At 52.0% G+C, this 21,180-nt stretch carries 17 protein-coding genes; 1 reads left to right on the forward strand and 16 read right to left on the reverse strand.

Annotation, left to right across the window (positions count from 1 at the left end):
* Positions 1–54: 54 nt before the first annotated feature.
* Complete coding sequence (gene recQ / locus T320_RS08745) at positions 55–1,836, forward strand: DNA helicase RecQ (protein ID WP_037354957.1); 1,782 nt, start codon at positions 55–57, stop codon at positions 1,834–1,836.
* Positions 1,837–2,512: 676 nt separating this feature from the next.
* On the opposite strand, the gene T320_RS08750 is transcribed toward recQ, so the two are convergent.
* The 16 genes from T320_RS08750 to T320_RS14015 all read right to left on the reverse strand — a co-directional run bounded on the left by T320_RS08750 (position 2,513) and on the right by T320_RS14015 (position 20,992).
* Positions 2,513–3,733 (reverse strand): NAD(P)-dependent oxidoreductase, encoded by a 1,221-nt coding sequence (locus tag T320_RS08750; RefSeq protein WP_037354960.1) that lies wholly within the window; start codon positions 3,731–3,733, stop codon positions 2,513–2,515.
* 31 nt (positions 3,734–3,764) lie between these two features.
* Complete coding sequence (locus T320_RS08755) at positions 3,765–4,556, reverse strand: gluconate 5-dehydrogenase (RefSeq protein ID WP_081824807.1); 792 nt, start codon at positions 4,554–4,556, stop codon at positions 3,765–3,767.
* A 13-nt stretch (positions 4,557–4,569) separates the two neighbouring features.
* On the reverse strand, positions 4,570–5,412 hold the full coding sequence (gene kduI / locus T320_RS08760) for a 5-dehydro-4-deoxy-D-glucuronate isomerase (RefSeq protein WP_037354962.1): 843 nt from the start codon (positions 5,410–5,412) through the stop codon (positions 4,570–4,572).
* 3 nt (positions 5,413–5,415) lie between these two features.
* Positions 5,416–6,363 (reverse strand): sugar kinase, encoded by a 948-nt coding sequence (locus tag T320_RS08765; RefSeq protein WP_037354964.1) that lies wholly within the window; start codon positions 6,361–6,363, stop codon positions 5,416–5,418.
* A gap of 29 nt (positions 6,364–6,392) precedes the next feature.
* Complete coding sequence (locus T320_RS08770) at positions 6,393–7,241, reverse strand: sugar phosphate isomerase/epimerase family protein (RefSeq protein WP_231465876.1); 849 nt, start codon at positions 7,239–7,241, stop codon at positions 6,393–6,395.
* A 93-nt stretch (positions 7,242–7,334) separates the two neighbouring features.
* Positions 7,335–8,438: a glycoside hydrolase family 88/105 protein gene (locus tag T320_RS08775; protein WP_037354967.1), complete on the reverse strand. Its 1,104-nt coding sequence runs from the start codon at positions 8,436–8,438 to the stop codon at positions 7,335–7,337.
* 44 nt (positions 8,439–8,482) lie between these two features.
* Positions 8,483–10,015, reverse strand: coding sequence for an MFS transporter (locus T320_RS08780; protein WP_026761416.1), 1,533 nt, complete (start codon positions 10,013–10,015; stop codon positions 8,483–8,485).
* Positions 10,016–10,053: 38 nt separating this feature from the next.
* Positions 10,054–11,538 (reverse strand): glycoside hydrolase family 28 protein, encoded by a 1,485-nt coding sequence (locus T320_RS08785; RefSeq protein WP_037354969.1) that lies wholly within the window; start codon positions 11,536–11,538, stop codon positions 10,054–10,056.
* A gap of 26 nt (positions 11,539–11,564) precedes the next feature.
* The gene (locus T320_RS08790; RefSeq protein WP_037354970.1) at positions 11,565–12,281 is read right to left on the reverse strand and encodes a bifunctional 4-hydroxy-2-oxoglutarate aldolase/2-dehydro-3-deoxy-phosphogluconate aldolase; all 717 of its coding nucleotides are present in this window, start codon (positions 12,279–12,281) and stop codon (positions 11,565–11,567) included.
* Positions 12,282–12,313: 32 nt separating this feature from the next.
* Entirely contained in the window at positions 12,314–13,735 is a 1,422-nt protein-coding gene (gene uxaC / locus T320_RS08795; protein WP_231465877.1) for a glucuronate isomerase, read from the reverse strand.
* A gap of 31 nt (positions 13,736–13,766) precedes the next feature.
* A complete protein-coding gene (locus T320_RS08800) occupies positions 13,767–15,254 on the reverse strand; it encodes a UxaA family hydrolase (protein WP_197019402.1) in 1,488 nt (495 codons plus the stop codon).
* 11 nt (positions 15,255–15,265) lie between these two features.
* A complete protein-coding gene (locus T320_RS08805; protein ID WP_037354974.1) occupies positions 15,266–16,765 on the reverse strand; it encodes a tagaturonate reductase in 1,500 nt (499 codons plus the stop codon).
* Positions 16,766–16,958: 193 nt separating this feature from the next.
* Positions 16,959–18,155 (reverse strand): phosphoenolpyruvate hydrolase family protein, encoded by a 1,197-nt coding sequence (locus T320_RS08810; protein ID WP_037354977.1) that lies wholly within the window; start codon positions 18,153–18,155, stop codon positions 16,959–16,961.
* A complete protein-coding gene (locus T320_RS08815) occupies positions 18,152–19,021 on the reverse strand; it encodes a phosphoenolpyruvate hydrolase family protein (RefSeq protein WP_037354979.1) in 870 nt (289 codons plus the stop codon). Before T320_RS08815 ends, T320_RS08810 begins: the two co-directional genes overlap by 4 nt.
* A 75-nt stretch (positions 19,022–19,096) precedes the next feature.
* The gene (locus tag T320_RS08820; protein ID WP_051608686.1) at positions 19,097–20,404 is read right to left on the reverse strand and encodes a glutathionylspermidine synthase family protein; all 1,308 of its coding nucleotides are present in this window, start codon (positions 20,402–20,404) and stop codon (positions 19,097–19,099) included.
* Between the two features lie 27 nt (positions 20,405–20,431).
* Positions 20,432–20,992 (reverse strand): hypothetical protein, encoded by a 561-nt coding sequence (locus T320_RS14015; protein ID WP_051608687.1) that lies wholly within the window; start codon positions 20,990–20,992, stop codon positions 20,432–20,434.
* Between the last annotated feature and the right edge of the window lie 188 nt (positions 20,993–21,180).

Raw genomic sequence — 21,180 nt, forward strand, 5'->3', positions numbered from 1 at the left:
TTGTAATTCTATGAGAAACAGATTAAATTTGCATTAGAAATAGGTGTATTTTTCGTGGAAAATCCATATTTTGCTGAAGCGCAGAATCTCCTGCGCAAATATTACGGTTATCCCGACTTCCGCCCCGCCCAAAAGCCAGTGGTGGAAAGCCTCTTGCAAGGCTCTGACACATTGGCCATCATGCCGACAGGAGCGGGCAAGAGCATCTGCTTTCAGCTGCCCGCGCTGGTATTCCCGGGCATTACCCTTGTCATCTCGCCGCTTATCTCCCTGATGAAAGACCAGGTGGATGCGCTGGCCGAACAGGGCGTACCCGCTACCTATATCAACAGCCAGTTGACCCTTGAGCAAACAAACGCCCGCTTCAGCGCCATTGCCGAAGGCCGCTACAAGCTCATCTATGTGGCCCCGGAACGGCTGGACACCGACTACTTCCGCTACATCATCGAACGGCAGGAAATCTCCATGGTGGCCGTGGATGAAGCCCACTGTCTCTCCCAATGGGGCCATGACTTCCGCCCCAGCTACCGGCAGATTGCCCCCTTTATTGCAGGACTCCCCCGCCGTCCGCTGGTCAGCGCTTTTACCGCTACGGCCACACCGGAAGTCAAAGAGGACATCATCAGCCTCTTGCACCTGCGCCAGCCGCGGATTCATGTCACGGGCTTTGACCGTCCCAACCTCTATTTTGAAGTGCGCCGCGGCGAGGATAAGAAGAAATTTATCGAAAAATACCTGAAAGCACATAAGGAGGAGGCCGGCATTATTTACGCCGCCACCCGCAAGGAAGTGGACAGCCTCTACGAACACCTCAAAAAGAAAAAGTTTGCCGTAGGACGCTACCATGCAGGCCTGTCCGACAAACAACGCAATCAGGCACAGGATGATTTTCTCTACGACAACGTGCAGGTCATTGTGGCCACCAACGCTTTCGGCATAGGAATTGACAAGTCAAATGTCCGCTATGTCATCCACTACAATATGCCCAAAAACATCGAAGCCTACTATCAGGAAGCAGGGCGCGCAGGGCGCGACGGCGAACCCGGCAGCTGCATTTTACTCTACTCCCCGCAGGACGTCATGACGCAGAAATATCTGATTGACGTGTCAATCGAAAACGAGGAACGCAAGGCGCACAACCTCGGCACTCTGCAAAAGATGGTGGACTACTGCCATACGCCGGAATGCCTGCGTCATTTCATCATCAGTTACTTTGGCGATACGAGTGCAGAGATAACCTGCGATAATTGCGGCAACTGCAAGGCCGGGCTCGAAAAAACCGATGTAACCATCGATGCCCAGAAGGTCTTTTCCTGCGTCTACCGCATGCACGAGCGCTTCGGTCTGACGCTTGTCGCACAGGTGCTCAAAGGTTCCAGCGACAAGCGGGTAAAGGAACTCCATTTCGATAAACTCTCGACCTTCGGCCTTATGAAGGAACGGACGCTGGCTGACATCAAGCTATTAATTCAGCGCTTTATCGCCACGGACTACTTAGGCCTGACCGAAAGCAAATTCCCCGTAGTCACGCTCAAGCCCGCTGCCTATCCCGTCCTCAAAGGACAGGAAAAAGTCTGGCAGGCCGTACCCAAACCGGAGAAGGAAAAAGAACCCGCAGCACCAGAACTCTTCGACCATTTGCGCCACCTGCGCAAGGAAATCGCCACCCGCGAACACGTCCCACCCTATGTGGTCTTTTCCGACGCCACCCTCAAAGACATGTGCCGCGTCCAGCCCGCCACGCTCGATGAAATGCTGGATGTCAAAGGTATCGGCGAAATGAAGCTGCACAAATACGGACAGGAATTTCTGGATTGCATCAAAGCCCATAAATAAACACGGCTGCTACAGATTTTTGTCAGTACGTGCTGAAATATTTTTGTTACGGCTCAGTAGGGCGGAGGTGGTAATACTTTTCGCCGTTGCACTGAATGACCCACAAGTAAATGTATGAACTTTTTAGTTACCTGCGCCGGGCAAGACCGGCGGCGCGTATGTTCAGCCCAGTGTTTAGTCTGTGCCGTTTGTGGGCCAGTCCTCACTGCGTTCGGACAGTCGTTCCACGGCGAAAAGCATCACCACCTCCGCCCGAAGCAGCATCTGTATAAAATGTATTATTCTCGGTGACAAGCAGCAAGCACATCGATGTTCTTGTTACGGAAGCAACGAGTTCGTGGCAATAGCATAATCCGTATCTTGGGGCGAATGGGAGAGTGATTTTTCTGTAGGGAGCGATTGCCTGAACGCAGTGAAGGCCGGCCCCTGTAGGAAGCAGCTAAGCAAATACGCTGAAAGCAGCGCCGTTGGCCTGCCCGGCGCAGGTAACTGGACAACTCTATCTTGCGAAGGGGTCGTTTAGCGGAAAACAGAAAAATTACTCCCCCATTCACCCCTGACAACGTATGAACAGAATACCATTCGCACGAACTCCCCCACAAACTGCAATTCACTAAAAAGCCCGCTGACATTTTATCAGCGGACTTTTTACGTTACGGATATTCCTTATAATCATTCAGCTTATAGATTGCAAATAAGCATCCATTTGCCCTGCCACTTCTTTGGCGGCTTTGGCTGCCTGCACTACATTCCATGGGCCGGTGACGACATCACCGGCTGAAAAGATTCCCGGACGGGTAGTCTGTCCATGTTCATCTACAGCCACCAGCCCCTTATCATTCACATCAAGCCCCGAGGTCGTATTCACCAGCTTGTCCTTAGGCTGCTGACTGACGGCGATAATGGTGCTGTCAGCCGGAGCCAGTTCCGGCTGCCCCTGACTGATTATTTCGCCAGCCTCGGACAATTCCCGTTTGACAAAGACAGGCCCCTGTTCTGTAATCTTCTCCACAGCCATGCCATAGAGCATCTCCGCGCCATCGGCGATGGCATAATCCAGTTCCCGCTGGCTGGCCGTGACATGATTGCTGCGCGCATAGATGGTGACGAAACGGCTGCCCTGCCGCAAAGCCGTGCGGGCTGCATCCATGGCCGAATTGCCGGCCCCAATCACCGCCACCCGCTCGCCTAACGCATAGGCGCCGGGATTTTGCAGATAATCAATGGCATAATGGACATTGCCCAGACTCTCCCCGGGTACGCCCAAACGCCGTGCCCGCCAAGTCCCCGTACCAATGAAGATAGCCTGATAGCCATCGCTGATTAAATCATCCAGATGCAAAGCTCCGCCAATGGTGGTATGCGGCCGGATATGGATACCCAATTGGCGCATTTTTTCCTTGTAGCGGCTCAGAATCGTCCGCGGCAGGCGAAAGTCTGGAATGCCATAACGCATCATACCACCGATATGGCTCTTGCGCTCAAAGATGGTCACATCATAACCTTTCTGTGCCATCTCCACCGCCACCACCAGCCCCGCAGGACCGCTGCCGATTACCGCTACCCGCTGTCCTTTGGGCGGCTGTTTTTCCAGCTGCAGCTTCTCAAAGAAGCCATTGGATATATAATGCTCAATACTGGAAATCTGCACCGCACTGCCCTTGCGCCCCTGAATACAATGACCTTCGCATTGTTTTTCATGGTCGCAAACCAGCGAGCAGATTATGCTCATGGGATTGTTGGCAAATAACATCGCTGCGGCCTCATTTCCCTGACCGGCCAGGAACAGCCGGATCATTTCCGGGATATTTGTGCCAATGGGACAACCTTGCAGCTGACACATTGGCTTCTTGCATTGCAGGCAACGTCTCGCTTCATTGATTACATGGACTGCCATTAGGATTCACCTCTGCACGTTTTTCTTTGTCTCAGGGCTGCTTGCCGATATAGGCCAGAATCCCCCCATCCACATAAAGGATATGGCCGTTGACAAAGTTTGAAGCATCCGAGGCTAAGAAGATGGCCGGACCTTCCAAATCCTCTGTGGTTCCCCAGCGGTTAGCCGGCGTCTTGCCCAGAATGAACTCATTGAAAGGATGTCCCGGCGTGCGCAGCGGAGCCGTCTGCGGCGTGGCGATATAGCCTGGGCCAATGCCATTGCACTGGATATTGGCATTGCCATACTCCGAGCAGATGTTGCGCGTCAGCATCTTGAGACCGCCCTTGGCAGCTGCATAGGCCGATACCGTTTCCCGGCCCAGTTCGCTCATCATGGAGCAGATATTGATAATCTTGCCATGGCCTTTTTTCAGCATGCCCGGAATCACGGCCTTGGATACGATGAACGGTGCGTTGAGGTCGATATCCACCACCTGCCGGAAGTCCTCAGCCGACATTTCCAGCATGGGAATGCGCTTGATGATACCGGCATTATTCACGAGAATATCAATGGTGCCCAGTTCCTTTTCGATATCAGCCACCATCTTCTGCACTTCATCTTCCTTCGTCACATCGCAGTAATAACCCTTTGCCTCGAAGCCTTCGGCCTTGTAAGCGGCCAAGGCTTCCTCCATATGCTTTTCACCACGGCAGTTGAAAGCGATTTTAGCCCCAGCCTTGGCATAGGCTTTGGCAATGGCAAAACCAATGCCATAAGCTGCACCGGTCACCAGTGCCACCTTGCCGTCCAGCGAGAATTGTTTCAGGTATTCCATATCCATCTCTATGCGCTCCTTATCTCAGTTCCGTATTCTTGATGTGGTCCATATCGTCAAACGCCTTGTTCTCACCGCCCATAGCCCAGATAAACGTATAGTTGGCGGTGCCGCAGCCGGCATGGATGCTCCAAGACGGGCTGATGATGGCCTGTTCGTTCTGCATCACCACATGGCGAGTTTCCTGCGGTTCGCCCATCATATGGAACACCACTTCATTTTCCGGAATCTCGAAGTAGAAATAGATTTCCATGCGGCGCTCATGCGTATGGGCCGGCATGGTATTCCAGACACTGCCCGGCTCTAGTGAAGTCATCCCCATCGATAGCTGGCAGGTTTCCAGAACGTCCGGATGGATAAACTGATTGATGGTGCGCTTATTGCTGGTCTTGGCATCCCCACAGGGTACCTTGTTGGCATCCTTGATGGTCAGAAGTTTCGTCTGGCAGGCCTTATGGGCGGGTGCTGAAACCATGTAGAACTTGGCCGGCCTATCGCCATCCTGACTCTTGAAGGTAACTTGCTTCGTGCCCATGGTGATATAGAGGCAGTCTTTATATCCCAATTCGTAGGCCACGCCATCTGCCGTAATCGTGCCGGCGCCGCCTACGTTGAAGATACCGATTTCCCGGCGCTCCAGGATGAACTTCGTACCGAAATTGTGCCAGACATCAATGCCCTTATCCAGCGGCACTTCCTCCTTGACCGGCATGCAACCAAAGGTCACCATGCGGTCCACATGGGAGTAAACGGCTGTTACCATATCGGCGCAGAACAGGTTTTCCATCAAGAACTCCTGCCGTACTTCCTCCGTCGTATAACGCTTGAAATCTCTCTGATTTGCCGAATAACGAATATCCATTGTTCAAACTGCCTCCATAAAATGTTGTAATTCCGTACGATTGGGCAAGCCCTCATTGTCACCTGCCGACATGATGGCTAGTGCACCAATCGCAGCGCCGCGCAAAGCGGCTTCTTCCAGCGTCCTGCCCTCCAGCAGAGCCGATACAGTACCCACGGCGAAACCATCCCCGGCTCCTACCGTATCCACCACATGTTCCACCCGGAAGGACGGCGCGATAAATTCCTTGCCTTCCCGCTCCTTGCCATAGGCGCCCTTACTGCCGCCCAATTTAATGACCACAGCCTTGGCCCCACGAGCCAGATAAAAATCCGCTATCTGCTCCGGCTTTTCCATTCCGGTGAGAATCTTGCCTTCGCCCAGTCCCGGCAGAATCAGGTCAGCCTTTGCTGCCAGACGGTTCAAAGTCCTGACCATGACCTTATGAGAAGGCCAGAGAGCCGGCCGCAAGTTGGGGTCGAAGGATACCGTCGCCTCATGAGCATGGGCAGCATCCATGAGTGCTTCCACAGACGCACAGCAGCTGTCAGACAAAGCCGCGGGGATGCCCGTTACATGAACATGCTTCACGCCCTGCCAGTCAATCCCCCGCAAGTCCTCCGGTGCAAAATGGGAAAATGCCGTATGGCGGCGGTAGTTGACCACCAGTGGGTCAGTTCCTTCCGGTGCCATTTCTTTGAACTGCATGCCGGTCAGATGTTCCCGGTCAATCTGCACATAACTGTCCTCAATGCCGTTTTCCTTCAGGAAATCCCGGATATGCTGGCCGATGGGGTCACTGCCCACCCGGGATACATAGGAGACCGTATGCCCAAGCCGGGAAAGCCCGATGGAAAAATTCACTTCCGCCCCGCATACCAGACGGGTGAATGTCTGTACATCCTTCAACGGCTTTGCCTCCTGTGCCACAAAGAGCCCCATGGGCTCACCAATCGTCAGTACCTCGGCCATAATAATCGTTCCTTTCCTGCCAACTGAACTCAAAGTTCAGCATAAAGTTCTTCCAAATATTTTCGTGCAGTCACAGCATTGTCCGGACGGGTATTTTCCAGCGTAGCCTGAATGCCGCATTTTTCCTGCTTCAGATAGGCAAGCAATGGCTTGTAATCCATAAGCCCCGTTCCCGGAGCCATCGCAGTAAGCCCATGTTCCGTTATCTGAAAATCCTTCAGATGGACAACTTCCACATATTCACCAAAACATTCGATTGCCTCGCCAATCACCCGCTCCCGCTCCATATAATTCTCCATGGACAGGAGGTTCACGGGGTCAAAGATAATCCGCAGATTCGGTGAAGCCATCTCCCGAATCACCCGTCTGGCCACCTGCGGGTTCCAGACGATATGATTCCAGACTGGTTCGATGGCCAGAAGCGTACCGAAATGTTCCGCTGCTTCTACCACCGGGGCAAGATTATGTAGAAAAGTCTGCAGAGCTGCCTCACTATGGCAAGCTTCCTCATAGTGATAATCCGCATTCGGAGCTCCGGTCTCCGTTCCCACTACTGAGCAATCAAGCGCCTTCGCCATGCGCAGATGTGCAATATAATTCTCCTGAATCTTTTGCAGTTCCTGCGGGTCCGGATGCGCGAGATTCTTATAACATCCCAGCACCGCTACATCCACCTTATGCGCAGAAAATACCTCCCGCAAATGCTTGCCCAGTCCGGCGGTCAGTTTTCCCGGACTCATCACAAAGCCCGGTATGGTTTTCTCCAATGCCAGATGCACACAGGAAAATCCCTGGCCCCGGGCCCAGGCAGCCCGCTCAGCGAGTGTTCCCGCCCGCATATCATGAAGCCTGATACCTAATTGCAACACAGTAGTCATCCCTTTTCCTTAGCTTGTTCTCTTATGTTTCATACAATTTATTTATATTCTATATTGCTTTCCATAAATCCTCCATTCACAAGCAACTTTCTTTTAGAGGCGTTCATACTCCGCAGCTGCCAGAATGAAGGGCCCTAATCCCTTGGGTTCATTGGTGACAATCGGCTCACTAATATAGTAGGCAAAGGAACCATCACGTTCCCCATACGCCTTGGTTGGCTTGCCGCCCAAACCTGCCACAAAGCAAATCTTGTTGAGGCAGATGGTGCCCATGGGCGTCTCGGTGATGAACTCATCAATGAGTCCATGATAGGAGAGTTTGGCAAATTCCCGCATGCTCTCCGGCAGCCAGCCCATACGCACGCCCTTGAACAGGGCATAGGCAATCATGGACGAGCCGGATGCTTCCACATAATTGCCCGGACGTTCGCCGCAATCCGGCACCTGATACCAGACATGTGACTTGGGGCTGGCTACCTTTATCAGCGCTTCCATCGTTTCATTCAGAATCTTGATGAGTTCCGGCTTATATTTATTATCAGCCGGCAGCTCTGCCAAAGTATCCACCAGTGCCATACAATACCAACCGATGGAACGGGCCCAGAAATGCTTGGACAGTCCGGTCAATTTATTGGCCCAGGGCTGCTGACGGGCATCATCATAGGCGTGATACAAAAGACCTGTCTGCTCATCGAGCGTATGCTTGCGGGCAATGATGAACTGCCGGGCAATATCATCATATTCCTCCATGCTGCGGCTGAACTCGCTGACGTATTTGGCATAGAAAGTCGCGCCCATATAGAGGCCGTCCAGCCAGATTTGCTCCGGATAGATTTCCTTGTGCCAGAACACCCCTTCCTTCGTGCGGGGATGATGCTCAATCTGGCTGCGCAGAAGCTCCAGGGCCTTGTGGTATTTTTCCTCATGGGTTTCCTTGTAGATGGTCAGCAGTATCTTGCCATTGTTGAGGTGGTCGATATTGTACTCCTTCACATCATAGCCCCGGATACTGCCATCTTCCCCGATAAACGTATCCATGCAGGACTTGATATAATCGAAGTATTTCTGCTCTCCTGTCTGACGCCAGACCTCCGCAATGCCGTCCAGCGTCAGCCCAAATTCATAAGCCCAATAGCTCGTAAGGTCGGTCTTGCGCTGTATAACGGAATCAGCCATCCACTGTGAGTATTTTTTCATTTTCTTCGTTCTCTCCTAAATATTACAAAAATTAATCGGTGAATTCAGTAGGAATGGGCACTCTTGGGTTCATCATGGACACGCATCAAATCATTGTGACCGAAGCACTGCTCATACTTCCAACCCGTCAGGGATTCTACCGCCTTGCGGGTTTCCGGCGTCACATCGGCCATGCTGCCGCCCGAACGGATGCGATGCACCTCATCCACGAGGAGCTTATGATTTTCTTTGGTCAGGGTCAGATTACGCGAAATCAGGTAAACGATAGCGCAGAGAACGATTGGCACCACAATGGTCATAACCAGTACACCATCAATAGCCATAGCCGTCTGCTGGCCAGCGCCCTTTTCAAAACCGAAGAGTGCAAGGCCTACGCCCAGCAGGAAACCTTCCGCAGCCGAAGCCAGCTTCGAAAGCAGGCCATTTACCCCTGTGAAGATACCTTCGCGGCGTTCCATGGTAACGGCTTCATCAATGTCAGCCATGAAGGGCAGCTGGAATACGGGGATGTAATCCGCACCGGCCTTGCCCACATTGTTGATGATGGCCAGCACCGTCAGCCAGACAATCACAGCCTCTTCGCCCATGCTGGACTGATTCTGGAACAGGACATAATAACCAACCAGCGAAGCCGTCACGATAACACCAACCACTTTGAAAGCGAACGGGCCGCCGCGGCGATAGCAGATGGTGATGAAAATAGCCAACGCGATAAAGGAAACCAAAGTAGCAAAACTCGTGATAATGGAAGTTGCGCTTACAGACAGGGACAAGGCGTAGATTACATAATAGGTGAAAACACCAGCAGCCAGATTCTTGTAGATGCCGATAAAGAGCATCATGCCGGCATGGAGGCGGAAAGCCCGGATGCGCATGGAAGCGAACACATCATTGACCAATTTGCGCAGTACATGGGATACCGAACCCATTTCTTCCGTATAGTGAATGTCCTCGGGAGCACGCTCATAGGTCAGGAAATACATAACAGCCAGGGAGAGGGAAACCACTACAGCATAAGTCAGGCCCGTATAGAAGAAGGCATCCAGATTGCCTTCACCGAAACGCTGGAAGAAGAAAGCCGGGAACAAGAGGGCAATCGTGCTGGCAAAGGTGCCGCAATACTGTTTGGCCGAAACCAGCTTGGTCTTTTCAGCTGCAACCTGCGTCATTTCTGCCGGCAGCGTCGGGCCAGGAACCATAACACTGGTGAAGACCACTTCGTAAATGATATTGGCAACCACATAGAATTCAAAACTGTGTCCCGGAGTCCAAAGGATCGGATAGGTGATAAGCACCAGTGGAATACCCGTCAGGATGAAGAACTTGCGCCGCCCGAAGCGCTTGCCCAATCTGGTACGGCCAAAGTTATCGCTGATATAGCCCATCACCGGATTGCCAACGGCGTCAATACATCTGGCAATGGTAAAGATCAGACCTGCCTGAACAGCGGGAATATCGCAATACATCGTGTAAAACAGCATCAGAAATGCGGAACTGAGTGCCTGTGTACCACCACCCAGGAAATTCAAACAGGCATAGCCCAGCACGTTCCACCAGGTTACTTTTCTTGTTTCCATCTTGCTCCTCCTAACTCACATCATTAAAACTCCAGCTCTTATCTAACCTGCCCATCAGAGCCAATATCCACCAGCCGGTCCGGCTGACGTTTACCATTAATCGTCACATTCTCAAAGGCCAGCGCATGGACATTTTCCAGCACGGCCTCCCCCGTCACCCCTTCGAGCTTCATATCCCGGAAGGTGATGTTTTCAATGGGAGCATCGGCAAAACCTTTAAGATAAAAGGCATATTTCGCATCAATGCTGCCGCCTTCTGCCGTCCAAAAACCATCCAGCGTGATATTATCCAGCTGGGGGAGGTTTTCTCCCATATGGCCCTCTTCGTAGAAGAAATCGGCATGCACCACCGCTAACCGTGCCTTGTTGACCACGCTGTCCCTCACATAGACATTTTCCAGCGTGCCGCCCCGCATGGCGTTGGTCTTGAAGCGGATCGGATAATCGAGGTTGGGGCTGTCGAAGTGATTGCCTGCGGCAAACACATCATGCACGCCGCCGGAAATCTCACTGCCCAGCGTGATGCCGCCATGCCCGTTAGCAAAGCGGTTATGACGGATAATCACATTAGCTGTCGGCACCCCGATGCGCCGTCCATCCTCATTGCGCCCGGATTTGATGGCAATGCAGTCATCCCCGGTGAGGAAGTAGCAATCCTCAATCAGCACATTGCGGCTGGATTCCGGATCAATGCCATCATTGTTGTAGAGATCCGTCTCAATATGCACACCTTTAATCCAGACATTCTCGCAAAGTACCGGATTGATTTCCCAAAAGGGGGAATTGACGATATGCACGCCCGTAATGCGAATATCCTTGCTATTGTAGAACTGGATAAAGGGGGGCCGCAGCGTGGATACATCATCGGCAAAAATCCGCTGACGAACCGGGATTCCCTCTGCACCAGCCTGAAAGAGACGCTGTCGCTGCTGCTCCTGCTCCGGCTCACCAAAGTAACCGAATTTCCAGGGCATCCAGTTGAATTCATCCGCCTGCCCATCCAATGTACCTTGTCCCGTAATGCTGATGTCTTCCGCGCCATCCGCATAGATGAACGGCGAGAAGTTCATGCATTCCACGCCTTCCCAGCGGGTATAGCGCAGGGGATAAAAGACATTGCTCTTGTTGCGGATAAAGCAAAGTCTTGCGCCGTCCTCCAGATGCAGCTCCACATGCGACCTGAGGTCCAGCGCTCCGGTATACCAGATACCTGCCGGAATTTCCACCCGGCCGCCGCCCGCCTGCGCCATATCATCAATGGCCTGCTGGATGGCCTCGCCATGAAATAATACCTGCTGGTGCCGTTCCAGCAATTTTTCCTGCCGGTAGGCCAAATCTTTCTTCAGCTCATCCCTGCTGCCCTCGTAAGGCCCCCAAGGATGCTCGTAGTAGATTTCTTCCACCGACCGCCAAAGTGCCTGATACCGGCTGTCTGTAATCCGGCAAGCCCTTGTGCGGGGATGTGGCGGCTTGAATTTAGCCAGAATTTCCTTATAAAGTTTTTGATTCCAGGAAAATGCCACGTTTATGACCTCATTTCATTTCCTAATCAAGAAATCTTCAATTTGCGCTTTTGTAAATAGTCTGATTTATTTTTGCGATACAAGCTGTTCACAGCCTGCTTGCCGCGTCCTCTTACCTCCTTGACAATCGTGGCGGCCTCACGGACAAGCTTGGTAATACCGTCCCAGTCACCGTCAGCCATCATCTGCTGCTTGACCATCCAGCTGCCACCGCAGGCCAAAATCTTTTCATCAGACAGATAAACGCGGACATTTTCCGGCGTAATACCGCCTGTCGGCATAAAGACCAGCTGGCCATAAGGTGCAGCCACCGCCTTGATCATCTTGAGCCCGCCCGCTGGTTCCGCGGGGAAGAACTTCACAAAATCCAGCCCCAGGCCAATGGCCTGTTCCATTTCACTGGGGGTCTGGGTTCCCGGTGCCACCGGCATATCCTTGGACTGACAATATCTGACCACTTCCGGATTGAGGCCCGGGCTAACGATAAACTTTGCGCCCGCCTCAATGGCCAAATCCACTTCCTGCGTGGTGAGCACAGTTCCCGCACCGACTAGAAGTTCCGGACGATGTTTTACCATGCGGGAAATCACCTCAGCAGCTGCTGCCGTGCGGAAGGTGACCTCGGCACAGGGCAGGCCGTTATCACAGAGGACATCGGCGAGTTTTTCTGCATACTGTGCATCTTCCATCACCACCACGGGGATAATCCCAATCTCCTTGAACTGCTTGAATATCTCTTTCATTTTCTCTAAATCCTTTCCTTTACATGCCACTCTTAAATATGGAAGTAGCGGACTGCGTTTTTATAACTGATGCCTTCCACAATCTTCTGCAAAGATGCTTCATGGCAGGGATACTCTCCATGTTCCACCCAGTCACCAATGATATTGCACAGGATGCGTCGGAAGTAATCATGACGGGTATACGACAGGAAGGAACGGGAATCCGTCAGCATGCCAACGAAGTTCCCCAGCAGGGAAAGCCTAGCCAGTGAGCGCATTTGCTTTTCCATGCCATCCTTGGTATCGAGGAACCACCAGGCCGAACCCATCTGAATCTTGCCGGGCATTTCCTCCGACTGGAAGCAGCCCATCAGGGAGGCAATCCGGTCAAAATCCGTGCTGTCTAGTGAGAACAGAATCATTTGTGGAAGATTCCCTTCCTTGTAGAGCTCGCTCATGAATTTAGCCAGATTGCCGATGCAGGTGGTCTGGGCAATCATGTCAAAGCCCGTATCCGGCCCCTGCAGGGCAAACATCTTTTCATTGTTGTCGCGGCTGCAGGAATAGTGGATTTCCATCACAATCTGCGCTTTATGATATTCCCGGGCCAGATGCAGGAGCACTTCGGTCTGATAAGCCTCGGCCTCAGCCTGTGTGAGCGTTTCGCCAGCAAGGGCTTTTTTATAGGCCTTATCCGCAGCATCCAGCCCCTGATGGTTGAACATCACATAATCCAAACCGTGGTCGCTGGCCCGGCAGCCATGTTTCTTGAAGTAGGCAATCCGTTCCGTAAGCGCTGCCAGCACATCTTCGATGGAGGCTAGTTTATCCTTGCCCACACTGGCCGCCAATTTTTCCATATACGCAGGAAAACCATCTTTATGGATATTGATGGCTTTATCCGGACGGAAGGACGGACAGACCTTGAAGTCCACGGTTTCATCCGCAGCCAGTTTCTCATGCCATTCCAAATTGTCAATGGGATCATCCGTGGTGCCGATGTAATCCACCTTGGACTGGCGAATCAGGCCCCGCACGGACATATCCGGGTTATGCTGCAGCATGTCGTTGGCTTTGTCCCAGACCGCTTTCATATTGCTCTCGGTAAGGGGTTCGGTCACGCCGAAATATTTATGCAGCTCCAGATTGCACCAGTGATACATGGGATTGCCGATAGCCATTTCCAACGATTTCGTAAAGGCACTGAACTTTTCATAGGGATCCGCCCCGCCGGTAACCATGTCCTCAGGTACACCGTTCGTGCGCATCACCCGCCATTTATAATGATCTCCGAAATAAGTGCCATCCGCATTGCGCCCGCCCAGCCAAATCTGCGCGATATTGTCAAAGCGGCGGTCTTCAAAAATCTCTTTGGGTGAGATATGGCAATGATAGTCAACCAGCGGCAAGTCCCGGGCATATTCTTCATACATCCTCTGACCTGTCTGATTGCGAAGCATAAAATCTTTCCCCATAAAAGCCTTCATAACGGAAAATCAGTCCTTCCTATAACACAACACCATCTTTGAAAATGGAAATCTGGCGATAGCCGTTTTTCTCGTTGTTCGTGGGTTCGCCGCTGGCAACCTGTAAGACTTTATCCAACAGGCGCTTGCCCGCTTCATCCAACGCTTCACCTGCCGCCACCGTACCGGCATTGAAGTCAATCCAGTGCGGCTTGCGTCCGGCCAACTGGCTGTTGGTCGCAATCTTGACCGTGGGCACCGGCGAACCAAAAGGCGTTCCCCGGCCCGTGGTGAAGAGAATCATCGCGGCGCCGGCCGCAGCCAGAGCCGTGCTGGATACCAGGTCATTGCCCGGCCCATAGAGCAGATTCAGGCCCTGTGTCTTTACCTGCTCTCCGTAGCCCAGCACATCTTCTATTGGCGCCGTACCGCCCTTTTGAACACAGCCGCAGCTCTTGTCCTCCAGTGTGGTGATGCCCCCCTGCTTGTTGCCGGGGCTGGGATTATCGTAAACCACCTCGTGATGGGAGATGAAGTAATCCTTGAAGCCATTGAGCATGGCCGCCGCCTTGTCAAACACCTGCTGATTGCGGCACCGTCCCAAAAGGATGCCTTCTGCGCCGAACATTTCCGGTACCTCCGTCAGGATGGTACTGCCGCCCTGACTCAGCAGCAAATCGCTGAACCGTCCCACAGTGGGATTGGCGGTAATTCCGGAAAGCCCATCGGAAGCCCCGCATTTCAGCCCCACCACCAGCTTGCTTGTGGGCAGTGCCAGCCGCTTAAAGCGGCTGGCATAAGCTGCCAGTTCCTGCAGCAGCTGACGGCCGGCAGCCAGTTCATCCTCTGCCTGCTGACAGTTGAGGAAGCGCACCCGCTCCCGGTCAAAGTCTCCGAGCTCCTCCACAAACTGTTCATGGGTGCAGTTCTCACAGCCTAAGTGCACCACCAGCACAGCCCCGGCATTGGGGTGATTGACCAGCGCCGCCAAAAGCTTTCTGGTCTGGGCATGGTCAGCACCGGTCTGGCTGCAGCCGAAGGGATGCGTGAAAGCATGGATGCCATCGATATTTTCACCCTGCAGGTCCTGATTGGCCTGCGCCAGTTTCAGCACCACATCATTGACACAGCCCACAGTGGGGATAATCCAAATCTCATTGCGGATGCCTGCCCGGCCATCCTTTCGCAGATAACCTGTGAACGTCTGTGCCGGTTGAGGTTTCAAATCGCGAACCTGCGGCTCATAAACATATTCGACCTCGCCCTTGAGATTCGTCTGCAGGTTGTGGGTATGTACCCAGCAGCCTGAACGGATGGCGCAGGTTGCATGACCTATCGGATAACCATACTTTATGATATTTTCATCAGCTGCAATATCCCGCAGCGCAATTTTATGTCCTTGGGGAATTTCCTCACAGGCCGTAACTTCCACATTTCCTACCTGCAGGCATTCACCTTTCTCTATTTTAGTCAGTGCCACCGCCACATTATCCTGTGTGGCGATGCGCACTGCTCTTGTCATTTCCATAGCTTATCCTTTCAGGCGCAGGCCCGCAAACAGCTGGCAAAGGCTTTCTTCGTGCCCTGCTGGCGAATCAGCTGCAAATCCTCCAGCACCTGCTTTTCCAAACCAGGCAACTGCGTCAAATCACAGCCCCACATCTTTTCATAGGCCAGCACATCATGTACCAATTCCGCATCATCACTGTGACGATGTTCATAATAGAAATCCAGTACCCAGTCATCATCCTGCACCGAATATACATCCCCTTGCGGGCGGCGGCACAGAAGTGCTTTTTCCTGCCGTTTCTGAATATCGCTGGAATAGAAGGCGATATAGGCAGCCAGTGTCATCACGAGACTGCGCGGCAGCTTGCCGAATTTTTGCCGGTATTCCAGCAGCGAGCCCATATCTCTGGCCTTCCACTTGGCCGTGGAATTCAAGGCAATGCTCAGGAGCTGATGTTCCATAAAGGGATTATTGAAGCGGTCAGCCACCGACGCGGCAAAATTTTCGCAATCCTGCTTGTCCAGCGGCAGGATGGGAATGACTTCTTCATAGAGCATCTGATTCATGAACGCCCGAATCACATCATCCTTCATACAGTCCCGGACAATATCCTTACCTGCCAGGAAACCGCCCAGCGCAAAACCTGTATGAGCACCATTCAGGATGCGTACCTTCCGTTTCTTATAAGGTGCGATATCCGGCACCACATGAACGTTCAGCCCTGCCCGCTTGAAGGGAAGTTTATTTTCCAATTCTTTCGGCCCTTCAATGTACCAGACGCCGAAGACCTCACCGACATCCATCAATCTGTCTTCATAACCGTTAACCTGATTCAGGGCTGCAAGTTCTTCCGCATCCCGAATCTCACCGGGAACAATGCGGTCAACCAAAGTGGAGCAGAACAGATTGTCCTGTTCAATCCAGCGGATGAAATCATCGCCGAGCTGCCAGTCCCGGGCATGCTGCAGAACGATTCGCTGCAATTCCCGGCCGTTATTATCAATCAGTTCACAGGAGAGGATGATCAAACCTTTCTTTCCTGCCTGAAAACGTGCATATAAGAGTTTTGCCAGTTTTGCCGGGAAGCTGGCCGGGGGTACGTCCGTCAACTTTGCAGTTGGATCATAGACAATGCCAGCTTCCGTGGTATTACTGGTGATATATTCCAGGGTATCCAGACAAGCAACTTCCAGCAGTTTGTCAAAATGCTCCAGGGGGTTGTAACATTTTTCCACTAAGGAAATCACCCGTCGTTCATCTACCTTCCGGCCTTTTTCATTGCCGCGGATGTAGAGGGTGTAGAGGCCTTCCTGTTCGTTGAAGACCTTGTCCTTGCCCTTGCCCCGCGGCTGGGTTAAGATGGCCTTGCCGTGCCAACCGGCTTTTTCATTGGCCACATCAAAGAAGTAATCCACAAAGGCTCGCAGGAAATTTCCCTCACCAAACTGCAGCATCTTCACCGGCGCTTCTTCCAGGAAATATCCCTGATAGCCACTTTTCTTCAATACTTCATAGTTAAGCCGTTCCATACCACATTTTACCTCCCGCAGCCTGTTTTCATATTTGTTACTTATTATTTTAATCGTTTTTATCTTTATAGTAAATGTGTTTATCGTCTTTCCATTTGTGTTTTAATTTTATTTCTCAAATTTTCGCAATAAAAAAATTGTGTTTATAATATCTTGTATATGTATAAACACAACTTCTATTTCCAGATGTATATTATTTTTTATCTGCCATTCCCTGATAATCCCGAGGAGAAATCCCCACATGCTTGCGGAACATCTTGGAAAACTGCACATAATCGCTATAGCCGACCTGCGCGGCCACTTCTTTGCATTGCAGATTACTGCCATTTTTCAGCAGGGCCTTGGCCTTGCCCATGCGGAACTGCAGCAGATAATCCGTGAAGCTGATGCCTGTCTCTTTCTTGAACCGCCCGCCCATATACGAAGCCGACATATGGGCCACCAAGGCCAGGTCGCCCAGCTTCACATCATCCATATAGTGTTCCTCAATATAATGACGCATGGATTCCACCATCTGACTGCCGCCCCATTTGCGTTCCCGCAGTGTGCCGATAGATTCCGGGCTGCCATGCTGCTTAAAAGAACTCACGGTATCGTAGATGGATTTTTCCATGGGAATACGGTCGAAGGTCGAACCGCCAATGTACCCCTGACAGTCCGTATTCTGATAGATGTACTGCATATCCATCAGCGTGTTAGCCGGCCCGGCATAAACCATGCGCAGACATTCCGGATTTTTCACCTTACATAAATCAAAAATCTCCTGCGCAATCCTCCGCGCTTCGCTGATGGTCAAATGACGCTTAGCGCCCAAAAGGCCGCCAGCCGTCAGCCCCATATGCACACAGATGATATCGGCCCCCACCGCCAGCATTTTATCGGCCTCTTCCACAGATGTCACAAAGGCCATCGTCAAAAGGCCCAGCTGATTCGCCAAACTTATCGCTGCCACTTCCCGCTCATAGGAACTGCCCTCTTCTTCCAATGCTTCGCGGAAACTGCCATCCACCAACGCCAATGTTGGTGAATTCACCACACCGGTAAAGCCGCTTTCCTTTATGAGCTTCAGATAATCATAGAGCTTCACATAAGGGTCGCTGGCCATCAGGCCAAAGAGCAGCGGCACATCCTGCACCACGGGAAAAATCTCTCGCTTGCCCATGTCCATCACAATCTGATTGCTGTTGCCATAGCAAAAAAAACTGCTCAGGGAACTGCGGCCCATGATGCGGAATTTCCCTGCGGATAAGGCCAGCAAGATATCTGCGCCGCCCATGGCCGCAAGTTTGGCCGTCATGCCGGACCCTACAGCTGCACCAATGATATGGCCGCCGACATTGATTTCCGCCCGCAGGCGCCGAAGGATGAATTCCTTGTCGTTTTCCTTCATCTTCCTGCCCCCGTTCTCTGCAATGCTGCCCGTTTCATTTTATCCAACGAGCGATATTCCCTGACTTTTGTCGTCAGACCTTTCTCTAGCTCCTCACCTTTGCCTGGGAAAAAAATAAAAAAACCCGCTACAGAAGGAATGCTCTGCACAAGCTGCGCCGCACCTTCCAGGGAATCCACCTGCTGTCCACAGCAGCCAATCAGAATATCCCGGCGCACCGCCCTGCACGTTTCCCAAACCTGCCGCAGTTTATCCGCGCAGGACTCAACAGATGGTGCATCGCCCCTCTCCAGTGCCCTTTTCGTAACCAGACCAAAATGCAGGAGCAGCATATCGGCACCAGCGTGGGTCATGGCCTCGCCTTGTTCTCCATCAAAGACAAAGGGGCAGGTAAATAAATCCAGTTCATGTGCAGTCCGAATCATATCCACTTCGAGCTGATAGCCCATATTCGTACCTTCCATATTCGCCCGGAAGCGGCCATCGACAATGCCCACAGTAGGAAAATTCTGCACGCCGTTAAAGCCCTGCTCCTTGAGTGTGCCCAAAAACATGTCCATCTTGCGAAAGGGGTCCGTGCCGCAGACACCGGCAAACACCGGCGTTTTGCGGACGGCAGGCAGAACTTCATCGCCGAGTTCCTGAACGATGGTATTGGCATCATCATAAGAAAGCATGCCCGCCAGCATACTGCGGCCTGCCCGCTGCAACCGCCCTGTATGATAGAACGCAAGAAAATCGGCGCCGAGATGGTCCCCATGCTTTGCTGTCTGCTCCATCCCTGTGCCGATTCCTGTTAATATTTTTCCATTTTCACTGCGTTCCCGAAATAAATCGACAATCTCCTGCCGGCTTTTTCTATACATTGCCACTGCCTCCCAGACGAACGAATTACCCAATTTAATAAAATTCGCCAAAGGAAGCTGAATTCCTGCAAATAATTACATTAAACCCAATGGCAGCCAATAAGCCTCTGTCCCTGCAATCTGGTCAGGGGAGAATCTTGCATAAAGAGCGCTGGGATTCTTGCCGAGCATAAAGCAGCTGAGCGTCTTATACCCCGTCAGCCGTCCGCTGTCGGTGTCGGCCTCATAGGGCTGCTGGTCCACAAAGAGCTGATACATGGAATCCCGGCTGTCACGCCGCACGATATCCTCTGTATCCACATTCTTGCCAAAGCGCACGCCATCCCGGTCGAGCACTTCAATGCCTGCGCCCTCCCGGCCCCAGATGGGCTTCTTTATCCAGCTTGAGCCTGCGGCAATATTACGCTGGTCAAAGTCCCGAGCAAAGTAGGACGGCAGCATATAGCGGGAAATAACCGCCGATTCCTCGGCCGTAAATACCTGAGCTGTCCCCGCTGGCTGATTATTGAGCGCCCAGACAAGTGCCTGAAAAGCCTTGGACTGCATGATGATGGCTTCGGGCGGATTGAACATCATAAATTTATCGTGCAGATAGCCATCCATAAAGTCCTTGCCCAGCGTTTCCCCCTCCGGCGTCCGCTCCTCAATGAGAATTTCCAATGGATGCAGGCGATAAATCGCATTAGCCGTACGCCCATCCGGCAGCAGGATAGAGCCATCACGCCACACAGCCAAATCATAGAAGGAGACAAAAGTAATGGCATCATCCACCTCTGTGGCCAGCGCATTCTTCTTCATGGCGTTCATCAGGAATTTGGTCGTTGCGTAATCTTCCTGATAGTCATGGAAACAGGAAAAGAGAAACGGATGACGGCGGTGAAACCTGCCCGTGCTGATGCTCACGCCTGGCTCCGAAGCCAAAAATATTTCATTGAGCCAGTTGCAGAGTTTATCGTATTCCCCATAGTTGGGGTCTTCCACTCCAAAATGCGTACAGGCCACCATATTGCCATAATATGCCTCAATCACCGCGCAGGGAGTATCCGCATTAATTTCCACCATATGGAAATTGCCCTGCTTGTCCACCACGTAGTCAAAGCGCGAAAGCCACGAGGCCAGATGCAGGGGATTATCTTTCTGCAGATAGGGAATCAGCTGCGGCGGTATCTCCAAATCTTCCAGAAAATTATCGCCACATTTCTGGCAAACCGCCACCGCCCGTTGAAACGCACCGAACAGCACGCCGCTGACATAGCGCAGTTCCTCGGCCAGCTCCGGCTGGATTAACTCTATATTTTTTGTCGGATATTTATCATCATAGCCTTCGTATTCCACAAACGGAAAAATTTCCCGATTTAATAAATCACGCCAATCTGCACTCACTACTCTATTCACCTGCTCATCATTATTTTAAGATGCCGAACTTCTGGCCCCGGCAGAACCAAAACCACTTTTGGAACTGGAATGGCTGGAAGATTTTGCGGAAGAACTGCTCTTGCTCGAAGAACTGCCTTTGTTAACCGTTATTCTCCGTGAAGAACTGCTACTGGAACTGCCGCCACTGCTGCGATAGTCGTCCTTTTCCTTCAGCGGCTGAACCGGGCCGTTGGGGATATAACGCCCCTGAACCACACTATAGCGGCCCCCTGTGCCGCCGCTAAGGCCATGAAACATATAATACCCGGCAGCCAGACCGGCAATCAGCCCCTCCGCACCGGAAATATAGCGCAGACTGCCATTCTCTTCCCGTTTGACCGTCACCGAACGGCCATCCTCATAGGTTGCCGTTTCCGTACCATCCGCATTCTGCGTCAGGGTATATTCCCGTCCTTCATCATCCAGTAAAGTCTGCGGCCCTGTTTCCTGTTCGGCAGGGATATCCACATCCTGTGCCATCCAGGAAGCAAAGGCCACTGTAGTTGATACCGCCATAAAAACCGCCAGTACCTTGCTTGTCTTAGAACTTAACAAAATCCCAACCCCTCTAATCAATAATTTATTCACATGATATAATAAATTTCTTAAAAATTCCTTAAAAGCTAACCATCTTCTTCAGTTTTTGGGCAAATTGCAGTTTATCGATGTTACTGCGAGCTTTATTTTTGTTGTTACAGCTCAGTGGGGGTGGAGGTGGTAATACTTTTCGCCGTTGCACTGAA

This window comes from Selenomonas sp. FC4001, assembly GCF_000701565.1.
GTDB classification, from domain to species: domain Bacteria; phylum Bacillota; class Negativicutes; order Selenomonadales; family Selenomonadaceae; genus Selenomonas_A; species Selenomonas_A ruminantium_B.